We start from the raw sequence: 20,610 nt of genomic DNA, 5'->3' as shown, positions 1-20,610 counted from the left end.
CCATGACAGAGCTTCCTCAGGCCATGATCGACACTGTAACCCGCGCCGCCGACTGGGTGCTGGTGCTGCCCATCGTGCTGGCGCTGATGGGCGCCGCCGCGCTTTTGGTGGTGCGGCGCAGCAATCGTCTGCCGGTGCTGGGCGCCGTGCTGGTCATTCTCGCTATCATCGCCTGCGAAATCAGCCTGCTGCTTGACGTGTTGAGCGAGGGGCCGTTGAGCATGACCATGGGCAAATGGCTGCCGCCTTTCGGCATCAGCCTGACGGCCGATCTCTTTGGTGCCGCCTTTGCACTGGCGGCTGCCGTCGTGACGCTGGTGGTCGTGCTCTATGCCGAGATCGACCGCGAGGGGAATGAGGGGCGGGATGGCTTCCATTCCATGGTTCTGCTGCTGTTGGCTGGCGTGACGGGATCGTTTCTGACCGGCGACTTGTTCAATCTCTATGTCTGGTTCGAGGTGATGCTGATCGCCTCTTTTGGTCTCATCGTTTCGGGCGGCACGCCGCTGCAACTCGATGGTGCGGTGAAATATGGCTTCCTCAATTTCCTCGCGACGACGCTGTTTCTGCTCGCGCTCGGGCTGACCTATGGCCTTCTTGGCACGCTCAACATGGCCGACATCATGCGGGTGGCGCCCGAGGCTAATCGGGCGGCGATGACGGGGATCGCGGCGCTGCTGTTGCTCGCCTTCGGCATGAAGGCGGCGGCCTTTCCGCTCAATGCCTGGTTGCCGGCCTCCTATCACACGCCGACCGCGGCGGTTTCAGCGCTCTTTGCGGGGCTGCTCACCAAGGTTGGCGCCTATGCGCTACTGCGCTCGCTGGTTGCTATCCTGCCCGATAGCCGCGATGTGCTGGAGCCGGTGCTGGCCGTGCTGGCGATTGCGACGCTGGTGATCGCGCCGCTTGGGGCCATTGCCGAAACGCACCTGCGCCGGGCGGTGGGCTTTTTCGTCATCGGCGGTATCGGCGCCATTCTGGCCGGCCTGTCGCTGCCCAATGTCATCGGCATTGCCGGAGCCGGTATCTACATTTTCCACGCCATCCTCGCCATGACGGCGCTCTATATGGTTGTGGGGCTTGTCGAAAAGCGGACCGGGGCCAGCGATACGAGGCAAATGGGCGGGCTCTATGCCGCCAGCGCGCCGCTTTCGATCCTGTTCTTCGTGCTTATTCTTGCCGTTGCCGGCGTGCCGCCTTTCCTTGGCTTCTGGCCGAAATTGCTGCTGCTCGAAGCGGGCGTGGCCGATGCCGAACTGGGCTGGGTGGGCGGCGCCGTGGTCGTGGCGCTGGTCATCAATGCGGTGCTGACGCTGATTGCCGGCACAAGGCTCTGGTCGCACGTGTTCTGGCGCAATGGTCCGGAGGGCCAGCCGGCTTCGGGCGAGCCGATGGCGCTTGTGGCGCCGACGCCGCGGGTGCGGCTGGCTTTCGGCGCGGTCAGCGCGCTGGTCGCAGGCGTGGTCCTGATCGGGCTCTGGCCCAATCCGCTGATCGAGGTGGGGCAACGGGCGGCGGCCGATATTGTCGATCCCGGCCGCTATGTCGAGGCGGTGGGCCTGGCGGGAGTTGAACCATGAGCGGCGCCTTTCTGGTGGTCATTCTCGCGCTCGGCTGGGCCGGCATAACCGGCAATTTTTCCGGCCTGAACCTGCTCTTTGGCGGCCTCATCGGCGGCGGCGCGCTTCTCATTCTGCGCTATTCGATCCACCAGCAGGGAGCGCTGGGCAAGGCGGGCAAGGTGCTCTCGCTGATCGGGCTTTTTCTCTACGAATTGATGGTCAGCGCCATCACTGTTGCGCTGATCGTCTTGCGTCCCGATCTCAAATCGGCCCTGAAGCCAGCCATCGTCGCGGTACCATTGACCGTGAAATCGGACGCCGAAATTACGCTTCTGGCCAATATGATCACGCTCACGCCCGGCACACTGACCGTGGACGTGGCGGAGGACCGCTCGGTTCTCTACGTCCATGCGCTGAGCATGGACAGCGATACGGCCATGATCGCCGGGATCGCAAATGGCTTTGAAAAGAAGATCAAGGAGGTGTTCGAGTGAGCGCGTTGGCTTTTGTCGATCTCGCCAGCATGATCGCCCTGGTTCTCTTGGGGCTCGCGCTGCTCGTCTCGATCGTCCGCATCGTTATTGGCCCGACCCTGCCGGACCGGGTGCTGGCGCTGGACCTGATGACGGTGGTGGTGATGGGGTTTGTCGGCGCCATTGCCGTGCGGACCGGGCTCATGCTCTATCTCGACATTGCCATCGCCCTGGCGCTGCTCGGCTTCCTCGCGACCGTGGCATTGGCCCGCTACATTTTGCGACGCGGCCTCAAGGCCGACGCTGCCGCAATGGAGGCGCAATCATGATCGGCGATATCGCACTCTGTCTTGGAGGCGGTTTGCTGATTCTGGGGGCGATTTTCACGCTTCTCGCCGCCATCGGTGTGGTCCGCTTGCCTGATCTCTACACGCGGATGCACGCCGCCTCCAAGGCAGGCGCAGTTGGCGGTGGATTAATTCTTCTCGCCGTTGCCATGGTCAGCATGGACGCCGCGGTGGCATTACGCGCAATCATCGGCGTTATCTTCGTGCTTTTGACTACGCCCGTCTCTGCGCATCTCCTTGCCCGCGCTAGTTATATTGCGGGTTATCATGCGCATGAAAGTACGCTGCGTGACGATCTCAAGACACGATTGGAACAAAATTCCGGCGCATGAATAATCTGCAATGCTTCCAATTAATTGGATTAGCGGCAGTTGCCTGCGGCAGTAAACAGACTTAGGAATGCAGCAAGGCTGTGACTGCCCCTGTTGCTGCCTAATAAAAAAACTACGGAAGGTTAGATCATGAACGACAATACCGCTCCGGCGGATGTGGGTGAGCTCGATCTCGTCGAACTCAGTGCCGATATCGTCTCAGCATATGTAAGCCACAACGCCGTGAGCCCCTCGGACCTGACACGGCTGATCGCCGATGTGCATGGTGCCCTGCGCGCGCTGCGAAGCAATGAAGTGCCCGCAGTGGTCGAGGATCTGAAGCCGGCCGTGCCGGTGCGCAAGTCCGTCGCCGCCGACTACATCATCTGTCTTGAAGACGGAAAGAAGTTCAAGTCGCTCAAGCGCCACCTGCGCACGCACTACAATCTCTCGCCCGAGGAATACCGGGAAAAGTGGGGTCTGCCCGCAGATTATCCCATGGTCGCTCCGAACTACTCGGCAACGCGTTCCAAACTCGCCAAGGACAATGGCCTCGGCCGCAAGGCTGGCTGATCCCCTATAGCGTCGAGCGATTCGGAGGGACCGGATCGAACGCGCTAACCCCTTCATTCTGCGTCGTAATTCGCCTTCCTCCTTGAAGGTCAGGCCTTGCGGCGACACAGAAAGCTGGTCCCCTTGCTATGCGGCCGCCTCCGGGCGGCCGCAGTGTTTTCCGGCCCTGCTCAGGGGCCTTTCGCGGAAAAATTCGCAAACTTATCCCCGGGGTGGACAACCTCTGCCAGGTTGTAGGAAGATTATCCTATATCCGGTGGAGGATGACCGTGCGAATCGAAACTCACCATGGCAATGCGCTGCCCGAGCGCCTGCCGCCGGCCCGCGAGGGCGACGGCCTGGCCAAAGTTCTTGCCCTGATCTCTCGCGAGCGCAAAATTCCTATCCGATTGCTGGTGCACGTTTCTCGGTGTCAGGCGGATACTGCGCGGGCGCGGCAAGTCGCCATGTATCTCGCCCATGTTTCCAAGGGCATCAGCCTGACCGCGATCGGTACTGCTTTTGGGCGGGATAGGACAACAGTCTCTTATGCTTGTAGCCTGATCGAGGACCTACGGGACGACACGGCATTTGACGCCGAACTGGATCGGCTTGAAGCACTGCTTTTAGGGGGAGGCGAGCATGGCTGAGGGACTGCCCGATGCCATTGGCCGGCTGGCCGCAACGCGGCGGGATGGCTCGCCTTTCCTGCTTCCGCATCATGTCGAGGCGGCGCGGCGCCTGGCACAGACTTTTGAGCGGGCCCGCCTGCGCCAGCGCGTGACCATGTCCTATGACCCCACGCGAACCGGTGGACGGGGCGGCGGCAGTCCCTTGCAGGGCGAGATTTCGGCTATTGCCGCCGATGCGCGCAAGCACCTGGCGGATATGGCAGGCATGATGCCGGCCGATTGCTGGGCGGTGCTGTTCGACATTTGCGGGCTCGATCGGGGGCTGCAGGATGTCGAAACGGAGCGCGACTGGCCGCGACGCGGCGGCAAGCTGGTGCTGCGCATCGCCCTGTCCCATCTTGCCGCCCACTATGGGCTCGATGCCGAAGCGCGGGGGCGCGAGGCGCAAAGGCAGCGGCACTGGCTGCCCGCGCGGGCGCCGATGTTTCCGCCAGCAGAAGCTTCTTAACGATGTAAGCGTCTAATGCTCGAAGAGGCGGCGCGCGTGGTAACAAGGCGTGCCGCAATCATGACCGTGAAATGCCCGGAAAGATCGTCTCCGTCCAATATCTGCGCGCCATTGCCGCTCTGCTGGTGCTGGCCTCGCACGCCTTGCTCTACCCTCTGGTGGGAGAGAACATCGCCTATGGGCGGCTCGGCTGGCTCGGGGTCGTCCTGTTCTTCGTGATTTCCGGTTTCATCATGGTCAGCGTGACCGATATCGGACGCTTCGACGGGCGCCAGTTCATGCGCCGGCGCATCCTGCGGGTCGTGCCGCTCTATTGGGCATTTACATTGATCGCCGCGGCGCTGGCTCTTTTTGCGCCGCAACTGTTCAAGACCACGAGTTTTGACGGCAACCAATTGGCGCTCTCACTGGCCTTCATCCCGTTCTACAATGGGGCGAGCCACGGGCTGCATCCGCTCTACAAGCTCGGCTGGACGCTCAATTACGAGATGTTCTTTTATGCCTGCTTCGCGCTACTTGCCGTATTCACGGCGCGGGGCAGGGTGGTGGGTTTGACGCTGGCCTATGCCGTTCTCGCGGTCATGGGTTTTCTGCTCGCCCCGCAATCGGCCATTCCGCAATTTTATACGAGTTTTTTGCCATTGGCCTTTGTCGTGGGCTGCTGGATCGGCCTTGGTCATATGGAAGGCTGGATCGCCAGACTTCCAAGGCTGGTAATGGTTGGGCTTGCGGTGGTCGGTATCGCGGGGCTTGCCGAAGGCTTTCTGTGGAATCACGGTTTCGTCGAAGACGTGACGGCCTTTGCCGGTTTTCTTGGCTTTTCGGGCGCCGCGGTGGTGTTGGCACTGCGCAGCGAAGGGCGCCTGCCGCATTTTGCCTGGCTCGAGCGGATGGGCAATGCATCCTATTCGATTTATCTGGTGCACATCTTCGCCGTGGCCCTGATGGCCGGCATCGGTTTGAAGCTGATTGGCCCCAATCTGCCCGGGATCGTGCCGGTCGTGACGGTGCTGGCGATCGCGACCGGGGTGTGGATGGGACTGCTTCTCTATCGCTTCGTCGAGCAGCCGCTGTTGCGAAAGTTGCAGCGCACCAAAGCTGACTAGTGAACTTTTGCCCGCGCTTCGTTGCGGATGCGGTTGACCATGGCGACGAGGCCATTGGAGCGCTGGGCCGTCAGATGTTCTCGCAGCCCCAGTTCGTCGAAGATGGCCACGGCATCGGTCTCGGCAATTTCCTTGGCCGGGCGGTCCGAATAAAGCGCCAGAAGAATAGCCACGAGGCCCTGCACGATCATGGCGTCGCTCTCGCCCTTGATGTGAAGGGACACGGCGCCGTCGGTTACCACCGGTTCGGAGACGAGCCAGACCTGCGATACGCAGCCATTCACCTTATTGGTATCGACGCGCTCATTCGCTTCAAGGCGCGGCAGGGCCTGGCCGAGTTCGATGAGATAGCGATACCGGTCTTCCCAATCATCGAGGAAGGAAAGATTATCGGCAATGTCCTGGAAAGGCTGGGGCTGGGTCATGCCCTCTATCTAGGTAAAGAAAGAAAAAGCCGCAAGCACGGGGCAAGGTGCTTGCGGCAGGAGCCAGTGGACGCTGGGGCGTCGCTTGGGCAAGAGACGCGTGCCACTGGATAGACTCATTGGGCGCCGGGGCAGGCGCCCGTCAGCCCGCCCAATCCGGTCGAGGTCGTGGATAGGGAACCGGATTTTCCTGCGGCGCGACATGCATGGGTGTGCCGGAGGGCGGGATAGGCGGGAGGGCAGCGGCGATAACCGCCTTGCCCCCAATGCATTGCAGGCTATCGCATTCGATCGCCTCGATCTGGTTGGCAACGAACTGACTGCCGCGGGCAAGGGCCTCGTTGGCCACGACCCCCGCAGATGCGCGCACATCGACTTCGGGCCGGATGACCAGGAAGGCGGCTGTGAGCCAGAATGCCGAACGCAGAAGAAACATCATCACACGAGCTTCCGAACGGGCCTGTCCCGCTCTGTCGATTAACACTAGGGGGCGCTTCTTAAGGCGAACTGGGGTCAGTTCTTAAAATTTGAAACAAATGCGCGTCGCAGTTTCGGAATTGGGCAACGCCTTGTTTACGCTAACCGGCGAAAGCCCCCTGCGGGGGCGCGCACTTAAGCCTGTCTTAGGGCCTGCCGCGCGAGTGTGACCCCACAAGATCTGATGGACAATCAGACGGGTGGGTCCGGATTCGGGCCGGGCCCAACGGTTTTGGGGCCGGCAAGAGTGGCGTCTCAAGTATGAGTAAAGCGATGCGTAGCCTTGGTATTTTCGGCATTGACGGAAGGGATGACGGCGCGCCTGCGGCGCCCTGCCAGCGCCCCGATGTGCTGCGCCGCAAGACCATCGCCAACAATGCCCGCCTGATGATCGCCGTCTCCGTTCTCCTCATGCCTTTCGCCATGTGGGCGCTGGCAAGCCAGGCTGCGCTCGGCTTTGCCATTGCCTGTGTCGGTCTCGGCGGTGGCATGCTGAGCCTCTCGCTTTATCACCGTGCCCGCTATGACGACGCAGCGCTGTCGCAGGTCGTCGCCGTCATGGGTTCGGGCCTCGTCTTGACCCTGCTCGACATGCGTCTGGCCGATATGGGGCTGATCGTCATCGTCATGGGCCCGGTTCTGGCGGCGCTGCTGACGGGGCCGGCCGTTCGGCTCTGGAGTTGGCTGGCCGTGGTATTGGCGCTGGTGCTTGGCGCGGCCGGCGCGCTTTTGGGCTTGCCCGCCGACCTAGGGCTTGCCAATGAGGCCATGGTCACCGGCACCGCAGCATTCTGCCTGAGTGCACTGCTCGTCGCGCACACGACCCACCACATCAATGCCGGCTACGTCGTCCACGACAAGGCCCAGCTCAACGCCTATCGGCACTTGGTCGAGCATGTGCAGGACACGGTGCTGTGCTTTTCGACCGAGGGCGAACTGCTTTCCGCCTCGCGTTCGGCCGAAACGCTGTTCGGCTGCCCGCGCTATCAATTGACCACCGGTTCGCTTAGCGAGCGGCTCCATGTCATGGATCGCCCCGCTTATCTCACCGCTTTCGCTGATGCCAATCAGGGCGGCAAAAGCCGTTCGATCGAGGTGCGCATGCGCCGCGACGATCCTCATGCCGCCAATGGTCTGCCGCAGTTTATCTGGGTCGAAGCCCATTTCTCGCCCATCAGGGATCAGATGGCCGGCACGCGTTATGAAGTGACGGCGCTGCTGCGCGACGTGACCGAACGCAAGGACAGCGAAGCGGCCATGACCGAGGCGCGGCACTCTGCCGAAGAGGCGTCTGAGGCCAAGTCGCGCTTCCTCGCCACCATCGGGCACGAGCTGCGCACCCCGCTCAACGCCGTCGTCGGCTTTTCGGAAATGATGACATCGGGCATTGGCGGCGAGCTGTCCCCGACTCATCGCGAATATGCCAGCCTGATCCACCAGAGCGGCAAGCATCTGCTCGACGTGGTGGGCATGCTGCTCGACATGTCGCGCATCGAGGCGGGCAAGTTTGAAATCGTAACGGCCCGGTTCCAGCCCGAAGAGATCGTGCCGGCATGCTTTGCCATGGTCGACACCATGGCCAAGGCCCGCTCGATCACGCTCAATGCCGACATCGAAAAGGGACTGCCGGCGATTCTCGCCGATGAGCGCGCCTGCCGGCAGATTCTGATCAATCTCCTCTCGAACGCCATCAAGTTCAGCCATGTGGGCGACACGGTGACCCTGGTGGTCAAGCGTCAGGGCCAGTCGCTGAGTTTTGCGGTGCGCGACCAGGGCATCGGCATGGCGCCGATGGCGCTCGAACGCATCGGCGAGCCGTTCTTTCAGGCGCAGGATGGACTTAACCGGCAATATGAAGGCACCGGCCTCGGTCTCTCGATCGTCAAGGGCCTGGCCGAGTTGCATGGCGGCGCGCTCCGGGCCATGTCCGAAATTGGAGCAGGGACAACCATGACCGTTCTTCTGCCGATAAACGGTCCGGCAACGAAGTTGGAAGAGACTGTCGCGGTTCTACCCTTGCACCGGGAGCCAGCGGCGGCGCCTATCAATTCATGGCAAAACGAAAAAAGAAAAGCGCAATGACAGCATCGACCCTGTCCCAGCTGCCGCTGATGGCCGGTAGCGTCCTCATGAACCAGCTCGGTCGTGGGGCGCATTGGGCGTTTCATCGCTATATGCAGGCCCCGCTGGCCTCGACGGGCATTTTTGCCCTCGTGACCATGAGCGCGCTTGCCGGGAGCAATGCGCTCTATTTCCAGACCGGCATGCATCCCTCGCCGTTCTTCGCGGCCGACCGCAGCGTACCCTACGCCGTGACCTCCGAGGCGGCGCCGATGCCGGCGCCCGCCGCGATGCGTGAGCAGGCGGTGCAGGACGCGCAGCAAACCGCGATCGCTCCACAGGTTGTTTCCCCTCAGACGACCGGCAGCGTGGCCGCGGTGCCCCAAACCATTCCGGATCAGCCCGTGGGCAATTCCGAAGTGTTCGCGGTGCAGAAAAAGCTCGCCGAACTGCAACTCTTCGAGGGGAAGGTCGATGGCTATTATGGCCCGATGACCGCCCGCGCCATCCGCACCTTCGAAGAGCGCAACGGCTTTGTCCCGCAGGGCGCCCTCTCGGCTGATGTGGTCAACGCCATTCTTGGCTCTAATGCATCGGGAATGGTTACAACGCCCGCTCCGGCGCCACAGCCCGTCGCCCCGCAACCTCAGGCCGCGATCGCACCGGCTCCTGTTGTGACCCAGCCGGTTGCGGTGGCCGCTGCACCCGCGCCAGCGCCCGTCCAGCAGGCCGCGCCTGTGGAGCAGGACCGCGTCGTGGCGCGCCTGCCCGCGCTTTCGCCGGTTGAACAGGCCGTCGATACCGTCGGCGTCGCCGCGGCCAACACTATTGATTCTATCGTTGCCGCGGTCGATGGCACGCGGGGCAGCGGTACGCCGGCGGGCAATCCGCCTGTGCCGACTGCAAACCTGCCGAGCCAGGGCATGCCGGCTCCGGTGCAGGCGACAGCATCCCAGCCGCAAGTTGCCGTGCAGCCCGTCGTCAGCACGGCTCCGACGTCTCCGCCAAGGGCGGCGCGCCCGGCGACAGACGCAGACCTCGTTGCCGATATCCAGCGCGGTCTTGCCAGCCTTGGCTTCTTCCGGGGCCAGATCGATGGCAATCCGGGACCGGAAACGGCTCGCGCCATTCGCGAGTTTGAAAACTTCCATCGCTACAAGATTACCGGCCAGGTGCAGCCCGATCTTGTCGACTTGCTGCGCAAGGCTGGCGCGACCATCTAGTGGCCGGAACGATTCGCAGCGATCTGTGGTGTATGGCCTTTGTCCGGCGCCACAATGACTTGGGCCATATGTGCGTGGTCGCGCGCAAGGGCGATCCGATTGCCGGGCAGGTCTTTATCGAAGTTGACCACCTCGATGGCACGCGCTCGCTTTATACCCCGGCGCCGGTGATCAGCCGGGGCGAAGGGGCAGGGCTGGTGTTCCAGCCCCGATTTTCCCATGTCGAGCCGGACACGGTGCGCCAGCGCATTGCGCGGGAAGTGGATTTCGATCCGGATTTGTGGGTGATCAGCGTTGATCTGCGGGGCGATGACCTGGGGATCGACGTGATCAAGGATCCCGGAAAGTCGTAGAACCACAAACGGAAATCCCCGCTTTCGCGGGGATGACACGGCGTTTTTGGCGGCGTCTGGCTTAGCCGGCGCGGCGGGCGCCGATGCGGGAGAGGGCGACCATGGCCTGCTCCACCACGGCATTGCCCGAACCGGAGGCCGGCTGCGGCGTGCGGCGGCTCGGCATGTTGACCGGGCGGTACTGCGGCTTGGAAAGGTCGAGGAGGTTCACCTCGCCGCGCCAGGCGCTCATCAGGTAAGCCATTGATTCGGCGGAGACCGTCGCAAAGAGCGAGGCGAAATCAGCCAGGGCGCGAGAGCGCTCGCTATCGTGGCTGGTGGCATGGATGAGAACTTTCAACCCATCATAAGCCGAAACACCAAAACCGCGGAGGACCACGAAGGTCGAGGCGCCGGTGACATCGTGGGCGATCTGGCCGCAGCGTACTTCGTCGAGCCCGGTGATCTGGGCGAGAAGCTTGGTGATTTCCGGACGGCGGTTTTCCGAAAACAGCTTCATCAGCGCCTTGGTCAGTTCCGGGGTGGCGACCGAAAGCTGCTCGATGGTGCGGGAGATCGGCGCGGCCGGAGTTTCGCGATTGGCGAAGGCCTGGATGACCTTGATTCGCTGAGAATCGGAGAGATCGAAAAAGGCCGGCGCGAGGAGCGCGGCGTCGAAATCCCGGCGTTCGCCAAGGGCTTCGGCGACGAGGTGGTCCATCTGCGCCGAGCGGGCGAGGGCGCTGAGATAGGCGCCGCGCGGGGTGATGTCCATGTTCTGGGACAGCGCGCGATAGACCTTTCGGGAGTTCATCTGGAAGAGTTTGGCGAGAACTACATTGGTCAGGTTCTTGCGGCCGGCAATGGTTGCAGCGGCGGCAACATCGTACCGGCCGAGCACGTCGAGGAGCGTGCGGTCGGACAGTTCTTCGGCGCTGGCGAGGAAAGAAACGAGATCTTCGCCAATGTTTTCAATGACTAGCTGCTCAAGCGTCTGGGACAGCAACTCGCTGCGGCCAAGGATTGCGGCGGCCTTGGCGCGGGCCTGGGGGCTGGCCGACTGGAAGAGCCGGGTGGCCAAAGTCTCGAACTGTTCCATTTCGGGAAGGGTCGGACGACCGCGGCGCGCATAGGCATCGCAGGCGGCAATGAGAAGGGTATTGGTGCGGTCCACACCGCCGGTTTCAATGAGAAGCTGGAAGGTTTCGTAAGGTTGAAAACCGAGCATGTTGGGTAGGACCATCAACTAGTTGCACGCCCCCGGCGCGTTCTGACGATCAATTTGCCTGCAATTCGTTAGCAGACTGTTAACCTTGACGATCTCTTAATGGGGATAGCGCGGGATGCGTCACCGCGCCGGGAGAATCACACTGAACTGGCTGCCTCCATTAGGGACGGGGGAGCCACCCAAATGGAGGTCAGCTTGGGAAAGCTGCTGGTATTCGCAAAGCGGGATCGGCCCGCAAAATCCGGACAGGCTCTGTCCGGCGACGCACAGATATTTCTATTCACCGGGGTACGTTATGAACGCGGTCCGACGCCGCCACCCACTGACCGTCTCGACCCCTCACGGCGTCGTCGCAAACGCGGCTAACCACCCGCCGCGGTTTTTTGGTTTTCTCGGGACGGCACTTTTGGCCGGGCTGCTGGTCGCTTGTGCGTCGCGGCCCGTTGGCGATTTTGGCAGGGCACAGCCGGGCGTCCTCCACGACAACGTGCTGCCCGCTGTCGGCACCTTCATGGCCAAGCAGCGCGAGCCTGTGTCGAACTTCAACCAGACCGACCAGGAACGCGAAATGCACGATCGCACCTGGCGCTTCCTCGTTGCCGCGCATTCAAGGGACTGGATGTTCGATACGGAAGCAGAGATGCAGCGCACGCGGATCACGCGGGCCAAGGACTGGAAGTTCACGACCGACCGCTATTACAATTGGCTCAAGCGCGAGCATTACCAGTCTTCGCGCGTTCGCTATGCGACGCTGGGCCGGCATATCCTTGCCGATCTCGACACATTGCCCTCGACCTTCGCCAGCGTCTGCGCGGTGATCGAAGTGGATCGCAATCGCGAGATCGCGCTGGCCTCGCTGACCAATGTGGCGCCGACGGCGGCCAATGATGTCGCGGCACGGCGCTATGAGAACACGCACTATATCGAGTGGTTCGTGCGGGCGGTGAACTACCGCTACGAGAGCTATTCCTATGCGCTCGACAATCTGCTCGTTGAAACCCCGCATGAGCAATCGATCGCGGTCGATAATTCGTTGCGGCAACTGCGGGCCTGGGCCGACCGGGCGAGCCGGCACGATTTCTGTTCGGGGAGCGGCACGCGACCGGGGCAGGGCAGTGTCACCATACCGTCACGCTTCCAAACCATGGTCCCGGACACGGAAGTGATTCAAATCAAGTAATTGCCGGAGCAAAGCGTGAGCGTCGAAAAGACCGGGTCGGCCGGAGAGGTTTTTGGGGCCTTTCTCAAACTCGGTCTGACGAGCTTTGGCGGCCCCATCGCGCATCTGGGCTATTTTCGCGATGAATTCGTCAGCCGGCGCGGCTGGTTCGACGACAAGGCCTATGGCGATCTCGTTGCACTGTGCCAGTTTTTACCGGGGCCGGCGTCGAGCCAGGTCGGCTTTGCCATCGGGCTGATGCGGGCCGGGCCGCTGGGTGCGGCGGCGGCCTGGATCGGGTTCACGCTGCCTTCGGCAGTGTTGATGGTGGCGGTAGCGCTGGGCGCGGCGGCGCTGAACGGCGATCTGGCCCAGGGTATTTTGCATGGATTGAAGCTGGTGGCCGTCGCCGTCGTGGCGCAGGCGGTGCTGGGCATGGCCAAAAGCCTGGCGCCGGACAGGGTGCGCGCGGGCATTGCCGTGGGCGCTGTTCTCGCCATGGTGGTTTTTGGCGGCGTGCTGGGGCAGGTCAGCGCGATCGTTGTGGGCGCGGCGCTGGGGCTGGCGCTGTGCTGGGAAAAGGGCAATGGCGCGGCGGCGGAGAGCACGGCGCCGATGCCGCGCGGCTTTGGCATTTTTGCGCTTTTGCTCTTTGCCGGCCTGCTGGTGGTCTTGCCACTCCTTGCGGGGGCTAATCCGGCTCTGGCGCTGTTCGACGCGTTTTATCGCGCCGGGGCGCTGGTGTTTGGTGGTGGCCATGTGGTGCTGCCGCTACTTGAGGCGGGGACGGTGGGACGCGGCTTGCTGAGCGAAAGCACGTTCCTCGCTGGTTATGGCGCGGCGCAGGCCATGCCGGGACCGCTTTTTACCTTTGCTGCCTATCTGGGCGCTGCGGGCGCTGTGCCGCCCAATGGGCTTTTGGGGGCAGGAATTGCGCTGGTGGCGATCTTCTTGCCGGGGCTGCTTATTCTCCTGGCAGCGCTGCCGTTCTGGCACGGGTTGCGGGGGAATAGTTTTGCGCAGGCGGGGATGCGGGGCGCCAATGCGGCCGTGGTTGGGGTTCTGGCGCTGGCGCTCTATGATCCGGTGTTTACGAGCGCGGTGCTGTCGCCGCTCGATTTTGCGCTGGCGCTGGCCGGGTTCGTTGCGCTGGTGAGCTGGAAACTGCCGCCGCTGGCAGTGGTTGCGGCGCTGGCGGTGATTGGTGGGGTGATCGGGGTGCTTTGAGGGGCTTTCTTCACCTCTCCCTTGGGGGAGAGGTCGGGTTGCGAAGCAAGCCGGGTGAGGGGGCCTTTCCCTCGTACCGATCTTGCCGAAGGCCCCCTCACCCGCCGGCTGCGCCGTCGACCTCTCCCCCGAAGGGAGAGGTGGCCCTGCGGGCCTTCAGGCCGGCGCCTGCACCGATTTCAGCCGCGCCGCGGCCTTTGGTGCGAACTCGGCGAGCATCTCGATCTCCCGCCACTGGGCGGCGTGGACTTCTTCGAGTTGGGCGGCGAGGGGCAGGCGGGGGTCGGCGGTAAACAGATATTGCAGGTCGTGGTGGACATGCGGCGCTTCGTTGCGGGAGCGTTTGCCGGGGACGTCGTGGCTGTCGATGGTGAAGGGGAGGTCCTGACCCTGATGCCAGGGATGGAGTTTGAGCCCTGTGACGCCGGTTTCTTCCTCGGCTTCGCGCTGGGCGGAGAGATAGAAGAAGGCGCTCGGTTCATAGTGGCCGCCGGGCTGGAGCCAGCGGCCGATGGTGACGTGATCGATGACGAGGATTTTGGCGTGATCGGGCGAGAGCACGATGGCGCTGGTGGTCAGGTGACCCGGCATGGTCTCGCGGAGATCGAGCCGATGACCCTCATGCATCTGCCAGAGGAGCAATGAGAGATGTTCGGCGGGGGCGGCAACCTCGGCGCGGTAGCGGCTGACGGCGGTGGCGAGGGCGGCGGGGAAAGCGTCGGGCGGCAATGGCGGTCTCCGGGGAGTGGGTTAGCCGCGCGGGCCAAAAAGGATGACGGCGGCGCCAGTAAGGGCCAGCGCGCCCCCGGCGATATCCCACTGGTCGGGCTGGCGGCCTTCAATAGTCCAGAGCCAGAGCAATGAAGCCAGAATATAGACCCCGCCATAGGCGGCGAAGGCGCGGCCCGCCTGATCCGAGGGCGCAAGGGTGAGAAGCGAGGCGAAGGCGACCAGCGCCAGAACGCCGGGGCCTAGCCACCAGACCGATTTGCCGAGACGCAACCAGGCCCAGAAGGCAAAGCAGCCGGAAATTTCGGCAAGCGCGGCAAGAAGATAGATCGCGATCGCGGGAATGGCCGGCGCCATCAGCGCCGCGGTCCGCACTGGATGGCGGCAAGGCGTTCGGCAAAGCGGGGGCGCATGACCTCGTGGGGTGGCGAGAGGCGGACGAGGACGAAAAGATTGTCGCTCGGGGCTTCGACGACGAGAAGGCCCTCTTCGATATCGATCTGCTGCTGGGCGAGGAGACGGGTCTGGTCGGCGTTGAAAATGCCGAGATCGACCGTCTGGCCGATGCCGTCGCGATTGGTGGTCGAATAGATGACGGCGCCCGCTTCGTTAAAGAGGGCCAGAGACCAGAAGGCATCGGGCAGCATGCCGCGAAGATAGACCGGGCCGTCATTGAGATCGACCTGGCAAAGACCATAGACCAGTTCGGGGTCGAGCCCGAGGGGATTGGGCTGGCCCGCTTCGACCGGGGGCAGGATCAGCATGCGGTTGTTGGCTTCGAGAGCCGACACGCGCGACCAGGTGGTTTCCTCGGCCAGCATCGGGAGGGTGAGAATGACGAGGATATGGATGATGCCGCCAAGGAGGACGCCGCCAAGCAGCCAGAGGATGACGCGGGTCATGCGCATGCCCCCCGGGTGATCCTGGGCATGGTGTCATTGTCCGAACCGAAGCCGGAAAAGGCGGTGGTGTCGTAAAGCGTCAATTCAAGGGAGAAGGGACCGCTGCCGCTCAGTTCGAGCCAATTGCCCGGCGCGAGGGTTTTGCCGACATGGATGATCATGCTGCCGGCATTGGTGCGGGCGATTTCGCTTGAACGGAGGGCCAAATCGGCGCCGGGCGCGGCCAGATTGACGCCCTCGCCGTTCACGGCGACGAGGGTCCAGAAGCTCGAAACGGGCACGTGGCCCTCGAGCGTATAGGCACAGGAAAGGTTGAGTGCTTCGCCGGCACTATCGGTGGTGGCGACGAATTTGAGGCCTTCGGCGCGGCCGAGCTGGAGCGCCGCTTCGCGGGTGAGGTGGCCGCGCGAATAGGGATTGGGGGCGGACGAGCCAAGGTCGGGCCAGGAAATCCACGGACCAATCTGCGCGGCACCAAAGAGGCGCCCATCGGTCAACGCATAATAGCTGAGGCCGAAACCCGTTCCGAGGGCGATGGCGATGGAAACGAGGAGCAGAAGGACAAACCGCATATTGGTTCAGCAAACTCAAAAGCGCTTGGCGATCCCAGGGATAGGCTCTCGCGGCTTTTGTCCTTGTTTGACGCATGTCTTTTTCCCGAAACCGGCGTCCACTTTCGGGAGACATGCTTTGGGTTTGGCATGGAGTGCTGGACCGGCAGCGCTGCGAACCATTTAGGCTATAGCAATCAAGCCGCGGCGGCGGAAGTCTTCGAGAGGCGCTGTGCGCAAATTTGGGTGGGTAGCCGGAAGGCAGGCGCGCCGCGCGCCCGCCTTCCGGCGCATGGCGCTTAGATGGCGTCGATTTCAGCCAGGAGGTCGTCATAGACCTTGCAGGCGGATTCGACGTCGGTGGGCGGATTGGTCTGGAGCGCGGTGAACTTCTCGGTGATTGCGGTGGCCTTTTCCGGGTGAGCGGCGATCACCGTCTGCACCTTGGTGGACACTTCCATAGCCTTGGCCTGAAGCTCTTCGGCCGTGCAGGCAAAAGCAGCGGTGGAGGTGGCCAGAATGAAACCAAGTGCGAGAATCGACGTCTTCATGACTTGTCCTTTGATCAATAAAACGGTGCGCCTGGCCTGCCGCTGCGAAATAGGGGCAGCGGCAACGCCTGAGCGAATCCTCACGAACGCGTGAGGACGCATAGGCAATGGCCAGCGCTTGAGGCGGAAATGTGGAGGCGTCAGGAGTTTAATTGATGCAGTTTTAGCAAAAGCCGCTGGGGGCGGGGGCTCTGAAGCATCGGGGCACGCCCTCGTGGTTCGAGGCTGCGCTGCGCTGCGCACCTCACCATGAGGGCTACTGGGAGGTGAGGGTTACTGGGAGGCGAGGGCAACTGGGAGGGGGGGCTGGAGGTGAGGGCTACTTGGGTTAAACGATCTAGAGGCCTGCCGAATTGCTGCTAAGGGCGGCGCGGGCTTGGTCGGTGAGGGGTTCGAGGTCTTTGATGGCCGTGTCGAGACGGCCGGCGAGGTCGAGGAGTTTTCGGGCCGCAGCCGGGGTCAGGTTGGGCGGGCGCTCGACCGTTTCTTCGGCCGGGGTTTCGGCGCTGGCATCGGCGACCACGGTCTGGGTGGGGACGAAATCCACGCCGAAGACCGGTTTGATCTCGATATTGGTGTGGGCATAGGCCATGAATTTTTGCCAGGCGATGGCCGGCAGACTGCCGCCGGTGAGATTATTGGTCGGGCGATAGTCGTCATTGCCGAACCAGACGGCGGCGACATAATTGCCGGTAAAGCCGCAGAACCAGGCGTCGCGATAAGAGGAGGTCGTGCCGCTCTTGCCCAGGGTCGGCACGCCTTCGATGCGGGCGCGGGTGCCGGTGCCGTTCTGGGTCACGGCATAGAGCATCTGGTTCATATAGGCGACGGTCTGCTCGGAGAGCACGCGCTCGCGCGGGGCGTCGGGATCGGCTTCCCAGACGAGATTGCCGCCCAGCGTCGTCATGCGAGTGATGCCGAAGGCGGGGGTCTTGTAGCCGTGATCGGCAAAGACCGCATAAGACGAGGTCATGTCGATGACCGAAACCGAGGCGACGCCGAGGGCCAGCGAGCGGGTGACCGGATAATCGGCGCGAAGGCCCATGCGGTGGCTGAGCGCCGCAATGGGTTCGCGGCCGGTCTTGATCGATAGGGTGACGGGGACCGTATTGAGCGACTGGGCAAAGGCGCTCTGAAGGCTGACCGAACCCTTGTAGCTGCGCCCATAGTTTTGCGGGCACCAGTCGCCGATACAGACGGGACGGTCGGTGATCGGGTCGGAAGGTTTCAGGCCCAACTGCTCGAAGGCTTCGGAATAGACGAAGATCTTGTAAGCCGAGCCGGGCTGGCGGGTCGAGACGATGGCGCGGTTGAACTGGCTCTTGCCATAATCCATGCCGCCGACCATGGCGCGAATGGCGCCCTGGGTATCGGTGACGACCATGGCGGCCTGGCTGACCTTATATTGCTCGCCCTGCTCGCGGACGACCGAGGTGACGGCTTCCTCGGCGTATTTTTGCAGCGTCGTATCGATGGTGGTGCGGACGAGGAAATTGTTCCCCGGCGCATTGGTTTCCGCGATCTTGAGCTTGGCTTCTTCGAAAGCCCAATCGAGGAAGTAATTGGGCGAGTTGATATCGGCGGTGCGGTCGATCGGGGCGGCGGGATGGCGGCGGGCTGCGGTTACCTGGCCTTCGGTGAGAAAGCCTGACGCCACCATATTGCTCAGAACCAGATTGGCCCGGCCGCGGGCGGCGGCGATGTCATTATGCGGAGCGTAGCGCGTCGGGGCCTTGAACATGCCGGCGAGCATGGCGGCTTCGGCGAGGTTAATGTCCTGCACGCGCTTGCCGAAATAGAATTCGGCGGCGGCGGTGACCCCATAATTGCCGCCGCCCATATAGGCGCGATCGAAGTAGAGCTTGAGGATTTCGTCTTTCGAATAGTGCCACTCGAGCCAGATGGCGAGATAGGCTTCGATGAGCTTGCGCTCGAGCGTGCGCTCGGGCGAGAGGAAGAGGTTTTTCGCCAGCTGCTGGGTGAGCGAGGAGCCGCCCTGGGTGGAATTATCGCCCTGGGCATTGCTCGCGATGGCGCGCAGGGTGCCGACGATGTCGATGCCGAAATGCTCGTAAAAGCGCCGGTCTTCGGTGGCGAGGGTCGCCTTGATCAGAAAGTCGGGCATCTGGTCTAGGGCGACGCTGTCGTCCGAGCGAATGCCGCGGCGGCCGATCTCATTGCCGAAGCGATCGAGGAAAACGACGGAATAGTCCTCGGCCTTGTTGAAGGCGCCGCGATCGATGAGATCGAAGGCGGGGAGGGCGAGCGCCGTCATCAAGACTGCGCCGATGGCGCCGAAGGTGAAGGCGTCGGAGAGGATTTCGACGATGAAGCGCTTGATGCCGGTGACGTGGAACCGGCTCATGAAATCCTGGTAGCGCGTATACCAGCGGCCAAGCGTGTGCCAGAATTCGTAGAGCGAGGAGTCAAGCCAGGCGTCCGCCGCCAGCATGCCGCCGGCGCGCTTTTGCCGCTTTTGCTTGCTATAGAACGGATCCTGCACGCTAAAACCCCTGTGCCCTAGGCGGTTGAATGTGTCTGGCGCCCCGGGCCAATGCAATTGCATCGCTGGAATATGATTGCGCCGGGGCCAAGACAAGCGCAAACCGGCAACAGCATAAACGAGACGACCTTGCCAATGTCCTTCTGGGAAGAAAAAACCCTCGATCAAATGACCGCGACGGAGTGGGAAGCGCTCTGTGACGGATGCGGGCGCTGCTGCCTGATCAAGCTCGAGGATGAAGATACCGGCACGCTGATCACCTCGGACGTGCGCTGCCAATTGCTCGATGGGGAAACGTGCGGCTGCACAAATTATCCTGAACGCCAGAAGATCGTGCCCGACTGCATCAAGCTGACACTGCAGAATGTCACCGAGATTAAATGGATCCCCACGACCTGCGCCTATCGCCGGATTGCCGAGGGCAAGGGGCTCGCCTGGTGGCATCCGCTGGTGTCGGGCGACCCGCAGACGGTGATCGATGTCGGCGTGTCGGTCTCGGGCCGGACCTTTCTCGAAAGCGAAGTCGATCCCGAAGACTGGGAAGAGCATGCCGTCGAGTGGCCCGAATGGGAGCCGCCGGAGCATCTTTAAGACCAATCGGCATACAGCTGAGGCTGGTCTGCAAATGACAATTCTCTGCGCTTCCGGTGCTCACGTACCCAAATGTACGCTCCGCTCCGGTTCTCAAGAACCGCCATTTTCGCCTCAGCCTGAGCTGTATGTCGATTGGTCGAGGCCGCTTTACTGAGTCGAAACTGCCACACAAGAGATGCCGTGTGACAATTGCTTGACGTTCAAGCAAAACGACATCTTGCCAAATCATTAATGATAGTAACTTCTCATTAACCATAGTGTGACCAGATCGGGCAGCAAGAAGACTGTGCCGGGGGGCAGGCATCATGAGCATGACCGAAGCTTTGCAGAAAGACGGGCTGTGGCAGAAGGTTAGATCTCTGCTCGGACGTCACGCGGAGAGACGGGATGCGCGGCGGCCGGCATCGTCCGCAGGTGCTCGCAAGCGGCATTCGGCGGCTCGGCCGATCGAGGAAGAGCTGCAAAAGGCCTGGATGCTGGCGGCGGAACGCAATGTTTCGCTCTGTGTCGTCGCCCTCGAAATCGACTGTTTCGGCGAATATCTCGCCGCCTATGGCCGCGATGCAGCGGAAGATTGCTTGGAAACGCTGGAACGGCTGATCGTCTCGCTCCTGAAGCGCGAGGAAGACACATGCCTGCGTCTCGGACAGAGCGGTTTCCTCCTGGTTTTGCCCGATATGCCCATGCTGATGGGACGCGATCTCGTCAACAAGATCAACCAGGCGGTGCGCCGCGAGGGTCTGGTCAACAAGGAAAGCCATGCCGGCGCGGTGACGCTGGGTGCGGGGCTTGCCGTGGTCAATCCCGAGCCGCCTTTTGCCAAGGACGTGCTCGATACCGCCAAGATGGCCCTGCGCAAGGCGCAGCGTCACGGACTGGCGCGGCTTGAGATTGCCGATATGCGGATGGGCGAAAAGCGGGATGTGGCGGCTTAGGCACGCCCAACGCTAGCTTTCGCACTTCACCATGAGAGCTGCTGGAGCAGTCGCGCTTCAACCTTGGGATCTCGGGATGGGCCCCGGCCTTCGCCGGGGTGACAGCGCTGGGTGGCTGCACGATTGAGCTGACGTAACAGTAGCCCCGATGCATTGGCGCCACGCCCCCGTGGTTCGAGGCTTTGCTTACGCAAAGCACCTCACCATGAGGGCTACTGAAGG

The 20,610-nt window shown here is 62.6% G+C and carries 24 protein-coding genes; 15 read left to right on the top strand and 9 right to left on the bottom strand.

Annotated elements, in window-relative coordinates; genetic code table 11:
- The first annotated feature begins 2 nt into the window (after positions 1–2).
- From ASD83_RS07795 to ASD83_RS07760, 8 genes are all read left to right on the top strand, one after another.
- On the top strand, positions 3–1,580 hold the full coding sequence (locus ASD83_RS07795; RefSeq protein ID WP_056309421.1) for a proton-conducting transporter membrane subunit: 1,578 nt from the start codon (positions 3–5) through the stop codon (positions 1,578–1,580).
- Entirely contained in the window at positions 1,577–2,056 is a 480-nt protein-coding gene (locus ASD83_RS07790) for a Na+/H+ antiporter subunit E (RefSeq protein ID WP_056309419.1), read from the top strand. Before ASD83_RS07795 ends, ASD83_RS07790 begins: the two co-directional genes overlap by 4 nt.
- Complete coding sequence (locus ASD83_RS07785; protein ID WP_082561011.1) at positions 2,053–2,364, top strand: cation:proton antiporter; 312 nt, start codon at positions 2,053–2,055, stop codon at positions 2,362–2,364. The genes ASD83_RS07790 and ASD83_RS07785 overlap by 4 nt, the downstream gene beginning before the upstream one ends.
- Complete coding sequence (gene mnhG / locus ASD83_RS07780) at positions 2,361–2,714, top strand: monovalent cation/H(+) antiporter subunit G (RefSeq protein ID WP_056309417.1); 354 nt, start codon at positions 2,361–2,363, stop codon at positions 2,712–2,714. Before ASD83_RS07785 ends, mnhG begins: the two co-directional genes overlap by 4 nt.
- A 129-nt stretch (positions 2,715–2,843) precedes the next feature.
- On the top strand, positions 2,844–3,266 hold the full coding sequence (locus ASD83_RS07775; protein WP_056309415.1) for a MucR family transcriptional regulator: 423 nt from the start codon (positions 2,844–2,846) through the stop codon (positions 3,264–3,266).
- Positions 3,267–3,529: 263 nt separating this feature from the next.
- The gene (locus ASD83_RS07770) at positions 3,530–3,895 is read left to right on the top strand and encodes a helix-turn-helix domain-containing protein (RefSeq protein WP_082561010.1); all 366 of its coding nucleotides are present in this window, start codon (positions 3,530–3,532) and stop codon (positions 3,893–3,895) included.
- Positions 3,888–4,385, top strand: a complete 498-nt coding sequence (locus ASD83_RS07765; RefSeq protein WP_056309413.1) for a DUF6456 domain-containing protein — start codon at positions 3,888–3,890, stop codon at positions 4,383–4,385. Before ASD83_RS07770 ends, ASD83_RS07765 begins: the two co-directional genes overlap by 8 nt.
- A gap of 71 nt (positions 4,386–4,456) precedes the next feature.
- Positions 4,457–5,491, top strand: coding sequence for an acyltransferase family protein (locus ASD83_RS07760; RefSeq protein WP_056309412.1), 1,035 nt, complete (start codon positions 4,457–4,459; stop codon positions 5,489–5,491).
- Here ASD83_RS07760 and ASD83_RS07755 read toward each other — a convergent pair.
- Both ASD83_RS07755 and ASD83_RS07750 read right to left on the bottom strand, forming a co-directional pair.
- Entirely contained in the window at positions 5,488–5,916 is a 429-nt protein-coding gene (locus ASD83_RS07755) for a SufE family protein (protein WP_056309410.1), read from the bottom strand. The two genes, ASD83_RS07760 and ASD83_RS07755, sit on opposite strands and share 4 nt — an antisense overlap.
- A 142-nt stretch (positions 5,917–6,058) precedes the next feature.
- Positions 6,059–6,355 (bottom strand): hypothetical protein, encoded by a 297-nt coding sequence (locus ASD83_RS07750; protein ID WP_056309408.1) that lies wholly within the window; start codon positions 6,353–6,355, stop codon positions 6,059–6,061.
- Between the two features lie 311 nt (positions 6,356–6,666).
- Between ASD83_RS07750 and ASD83_RS07745 the strand changes: the two genes are divergently transcribed.
- From ASD83_RS07745 to ASD83_RS07735, 3 genes are read left to right on the top strand one after another with little or no spacing between them, the layout of a single operon-like run.
- Positions 6,667–8,475, top strand: coding sequence for a PAS domain-containing sensor histidine kinase (locus ASD83_RS07745; RefSeq protein WP_156385823.1), 1,809 nt, complete (start codon positions 6,667–6,669; stop codon positions 8,473–8,475).
- Entirely contained in the window at positions 8,472–9,677 is a 1,206-nt protein-coding gene (locus ASD83_RS07740; RefSeq protein WP_056309405.1) for a peptidoglycan-binding domain-containing protein, read from the top strand. Before ASD83_RS07745 ends, ASD83_RS07740 begins: the two co-directional genes overlap by 4 nt.
- Positions 9,677–10,030: a DUF1491 family protein gene (locus ASD83_RS07735; protein ID WP_274532568.1), complete on the top strand. Its 354-nt coding sequence runs from the start codon at positions 9,677–9,679 to the stop codon at positions 10,028–10,030. The genes ASD83_RS07740 and ASD83_RS07735 overlap by 1 nt, the downstream gene beginning before the upstream one ends.
- Before the next feature lie 61 nt (positions 10,031–10,091).
- Here ASD83_RS07735 and ASD83_RS07730 read toward each other — a convergent pair whose 3' ends face one another.
- Entirely contained in the window at positions 10,092–11,252 is a 1,161-nt protein-coding gene (locus ASD83_RS07730; RefSeq protein ID WP_056309401.1) for a DUF2336 domain-containing protein, read from the bottom strand.
- A 280-nt stretch (positions 11,253–11,532) separates the two neighbouring features.
- Here ASD83_RS07730 and ASD83_RS20915 point away from each other — a divergent pair, with 280 nt between their 5' ends.
- Together ASD83_RS20915 and chrA are read left to right on the top strand one after the other, a co-directional pair.
- Positions 11,533–12,417 carry a hypothetical protein gene (locus ASD83_RS20915; protein WP_056309400.1) on the top strand — a complete coding sequence of 295 codons (885 nt, stop codon included), beginning with the start codon at positions 11,533–11,535 and terminating at the stop codon, positions 12,415–12,417.
- 15 nt (positions 12,418–12,432) lie between these two features.
- The gene (chrA, locus tag ASD83_RS07720) at positions 12,433–13,623 is read left to right on the top strand and encodes a chromate efflux transporter (RefSeq protein WP_156385821.1); all 1,191 of its coding nucleotides are present in this window, start codon (positions 12,433–12,435) and stop codon (positions 13,621–13,623) included.
- Between the two features lie 156 nt (positions 13,624–13,779).
- Here the strand turns inward: chrA and ASD83_RS07715 are convergent, their stop codons facing one another.
- The 6 genes from ASD83_RS07715 to ASD83_RS07690 form a co-directional block, all read right to left on the bottom strand.
- Complete coding sequence (locus ASD83_RS07715; protein WP_056309396.1) at positions 13,780–14,352, bottom strand: NUDIX hydrolase; 573 nt, start codon at positions 14,350–14,352, stop codon at positions 13,780–13,782.
- 21 nt (positions 14,353–14,373) lie between these two features.
- Positions 14,374–14,709 (bottom strand): YnfA family protein, encoded by a 336-nt coding sequence (locus ASD83_RS07710; RefSeq protein ID WP_056309995.1) that lies wholly within the window; start codon positions 14,707–14,709, stop codon positions 14,374–14,376.
- Entirely contained in the window at positions 14,709–15,254 is a 546-nt protein-coding gene (locus ASD83_RS07705) for a DUF1254 domain-containing protein (protein ID WP_156385819.1), read from the bottom strand. Before ASD83_RS07705 ends, ASD83_RS07710 begins: the two co-directional genes overlap by 1 nt.
- Entirely contained in the window at positions 15,251–15,826 is a 576-nt protein-coding gene (locus ASD83_RS07700) for a DUF1214 domain-containing protein (protein ID WP_056309392.1), read from the bottom strand. The genes ASD83_RS07705 and ASD83_RS07700 overlap by 4 nt, the downstream gene beginning before the upstream one ends.
- A gap of 278 nt (positions 15,827–16,104) precedes the next feature.
- On the bottom strand, positions 16,105–16,356 hold the full coding sequence (locus ASD83_RS07695) for a hypothetical protein (protein ID WP_056309389.1): 252 nt from the start codon (positions 16,354–16,356) through the stop codon (positions 16,105–16,107).
- 337 nt (positions 16,357–16,693) lie between these two features.
- Positions 16,694–18,859 carry a transglycosylase domain-containing protein gene (locus ASD83_RS07690; protein WP_056309387.1) on the bottom strand — a complete coding sequence of 722 codons (2,166 nt, stop codon included), beginning with the start codon at positions 18,857–18,859 and terminating at the stop codon, positions 16,694–16,696.
- Positions 18,860–18,994: 135 nt separating this feature from the next.
- Between ASD83_RS07690 and ASD83_RS07685 the strand changes: the two genes are divergently transcribed.
- On the top strand, positions 18,995–19,450 hold the full coding sequence (locus ASD83_RS07685; RefSeq protein WP_056309385.1) for a YcgN family cysteine cluster protein: 456 nt from the start codon (positions 18,995–18,997) through the stop codon (positions 19,448–19,450).
- Positions 19,451–19,758: 308 nt separating this feature from the next.
- A complete protein-coding gene (locus ASD83_RS07680; protein ID WP_082561008.1) occupies positions 19,759–20,388 on the top strand; it encodes a diguanylate cyclase domain-containing protein in 630 nt (209 codons plus the stop codon).
- The last annotated feature ends 222 nt before the right edge of the window (positions 20,389–20,610 follow it).

Source organism: Devosia sp. Root685, from assembly GCF_001427875.1.
Taxonomy (GTDB): domain Bacteria; phylum Pseudomonadota; class Alphaproteobacteria; order Rhizobiales; family Devosiaceae; genus Devosia.
The sequence above is the reverse complement of the archived record's forward strand: the minus strand, read 5'-3'. Positions and strand labels throughout refer to the sequence as shown.

What these genes read in the sequence shown, in the direction of transcription:
- ASD83_RS20915 (WP_056309400.1), top strand. Translation starts at nt 11,533, where the DNA reads ATGAACGCGGTCCGACGCCGCCACCCACTGACCGTCTCGACCCCTCAC.
- ASD83_RS07795 (WP_056309421.1), top strand. Translation starts at nt 3, where the DNA reads ATGACAGAGCTTCCTCAGGCCATGATCGACACTGTAACCCGCGCCGCC.
- ASD83_RS07700 (WP_056309392.1), bottom strand. Translation starts at nt 15,826, where the DNA reads ATGCGGTTTGTCCTTCTGCTCCTCGTTTCCATCGCCATCGCCCTCGGA.
- ASD83_RS07790 (WP_056309419.1), top strand. Translation starts at nt 1,577, where the DNA reads ATGAGCGGCGCCTTTCTGGTGGTCATTCTCGCGCTCGGCTGGGCCGGC.
- ASD83_RS07765 (WP_056309413.1), top strand. Translation starts at nt 3,888, where the DNA reads ATGGCTGAGGGACTGCCCGATGCCATTGGCCGGCTGGCCGCAACGCGG.
- ASD83_RS07740 (WP_056309405.1), top strand. Translation starts at nt 8,472, where the DNA reads ATGACAGCATCGACCCTGTCCCAGCTGCCGCTGATGGCCGGTAGCGTC.
- ASD83_RS07710 (WP_056309995.1), bottom strand. Translation starts at nt 14,709, where the DNA reads ATGGCGCCGGCCATTCCCGCGATCGCGATCTATCTTCTTGCCGCGCTT.
- ASD83_RS07705 (WP_156385819.1), bottom strand. Translation starts at nt 15,254, where the DNA reads ATGACCCGCGTCATCCTCTGGCTGCTTGGCGGCGTCCTCCTTGGCGGC.
- ASD83_RS07775 (WP_056309415.1), top strand. Translation starts at nt 2,844, where the DNA reads ATGAACGACAATACCGCTCCGGCGGATGTGGGTGAGCTCGATCTCGTC.
- ASD83_RS07755 (WP_056309410.1), bottom strand. Translation starts at nt 5,916, where the DNA reads ATGACCCAGCCCCAGCCTTTCCAGGACATTGCCGATAATCTTTCCTTC.
- ASD83_RS07770 (WP_082561010.1), top strand. Translation starts at nt 3,530, where the DNA reads ATGACCGTGCGAATCGAAACTCACCATGGCAATGCGCTGCCCGAGCGC.
- ASD83_RS07750 (WP_056309408.1), bottom strand. Translation starts at nt 6,355, where the DNA reads ATGATGTTTCTTCTGCGTTCGGCATTCTGGCTCACAGCCGCCTTCCTG.
- ASD83_RS07685 (WP_056309385.1), top strand. Translation starts at nt 18,995, where the DNA reads ATGTCCTTCTGGGAAGAAAAAACCCTCGATCAAATGACCGCGACGGAG.
- ASD83_RS07730 (WP_056309401.1), bottom strand. Translation starts at nt 11,252, where the DNA reads ATGGTCCTACCCAACATGCTCGGTTTTCAACCTTACGAAACCTTCCAG.
- mnhG (WP_056309417.1), top strand. Translation starts at nt 2,361, where the DNA reads ATGATCGGCGATATCGCACTCTGTCTTGGAGGCGGTTTGCTGATTCTG.
- ASD83_RS07695 (WP_056309389.1), bottom strand. Translation starts at nt 16,356, where the DNA reads ATGAAGACGTCGATTCTCGCACTTGGTTTCATTCTGGCCACCTCCACC.
- ASD83_RS07745 (WP_156385823.1), top strand. Translation starts at nt 6,667, where the DNA reads ATGCGTAGCCTTGGTATTTTCGGCATTGACGGAAGGGATGACGGCGCG.
- ASD83_RS07680 (WP_082561008.1), top strand. Translation starts at nt 19,759, where the DNA reads ATGAGCATGACCGAAGCTTTGCAGAAAGACGGGCTGTGGCAGAAGGTT.
- ASD83_RS07760 (WP_056309412.1), top strand. Translation starts at nt 4,457, where the DNA reads ATGCCCGGAAAGATCGTCTCCGTCCAATATCTGCGCGCCATTGCCGCT.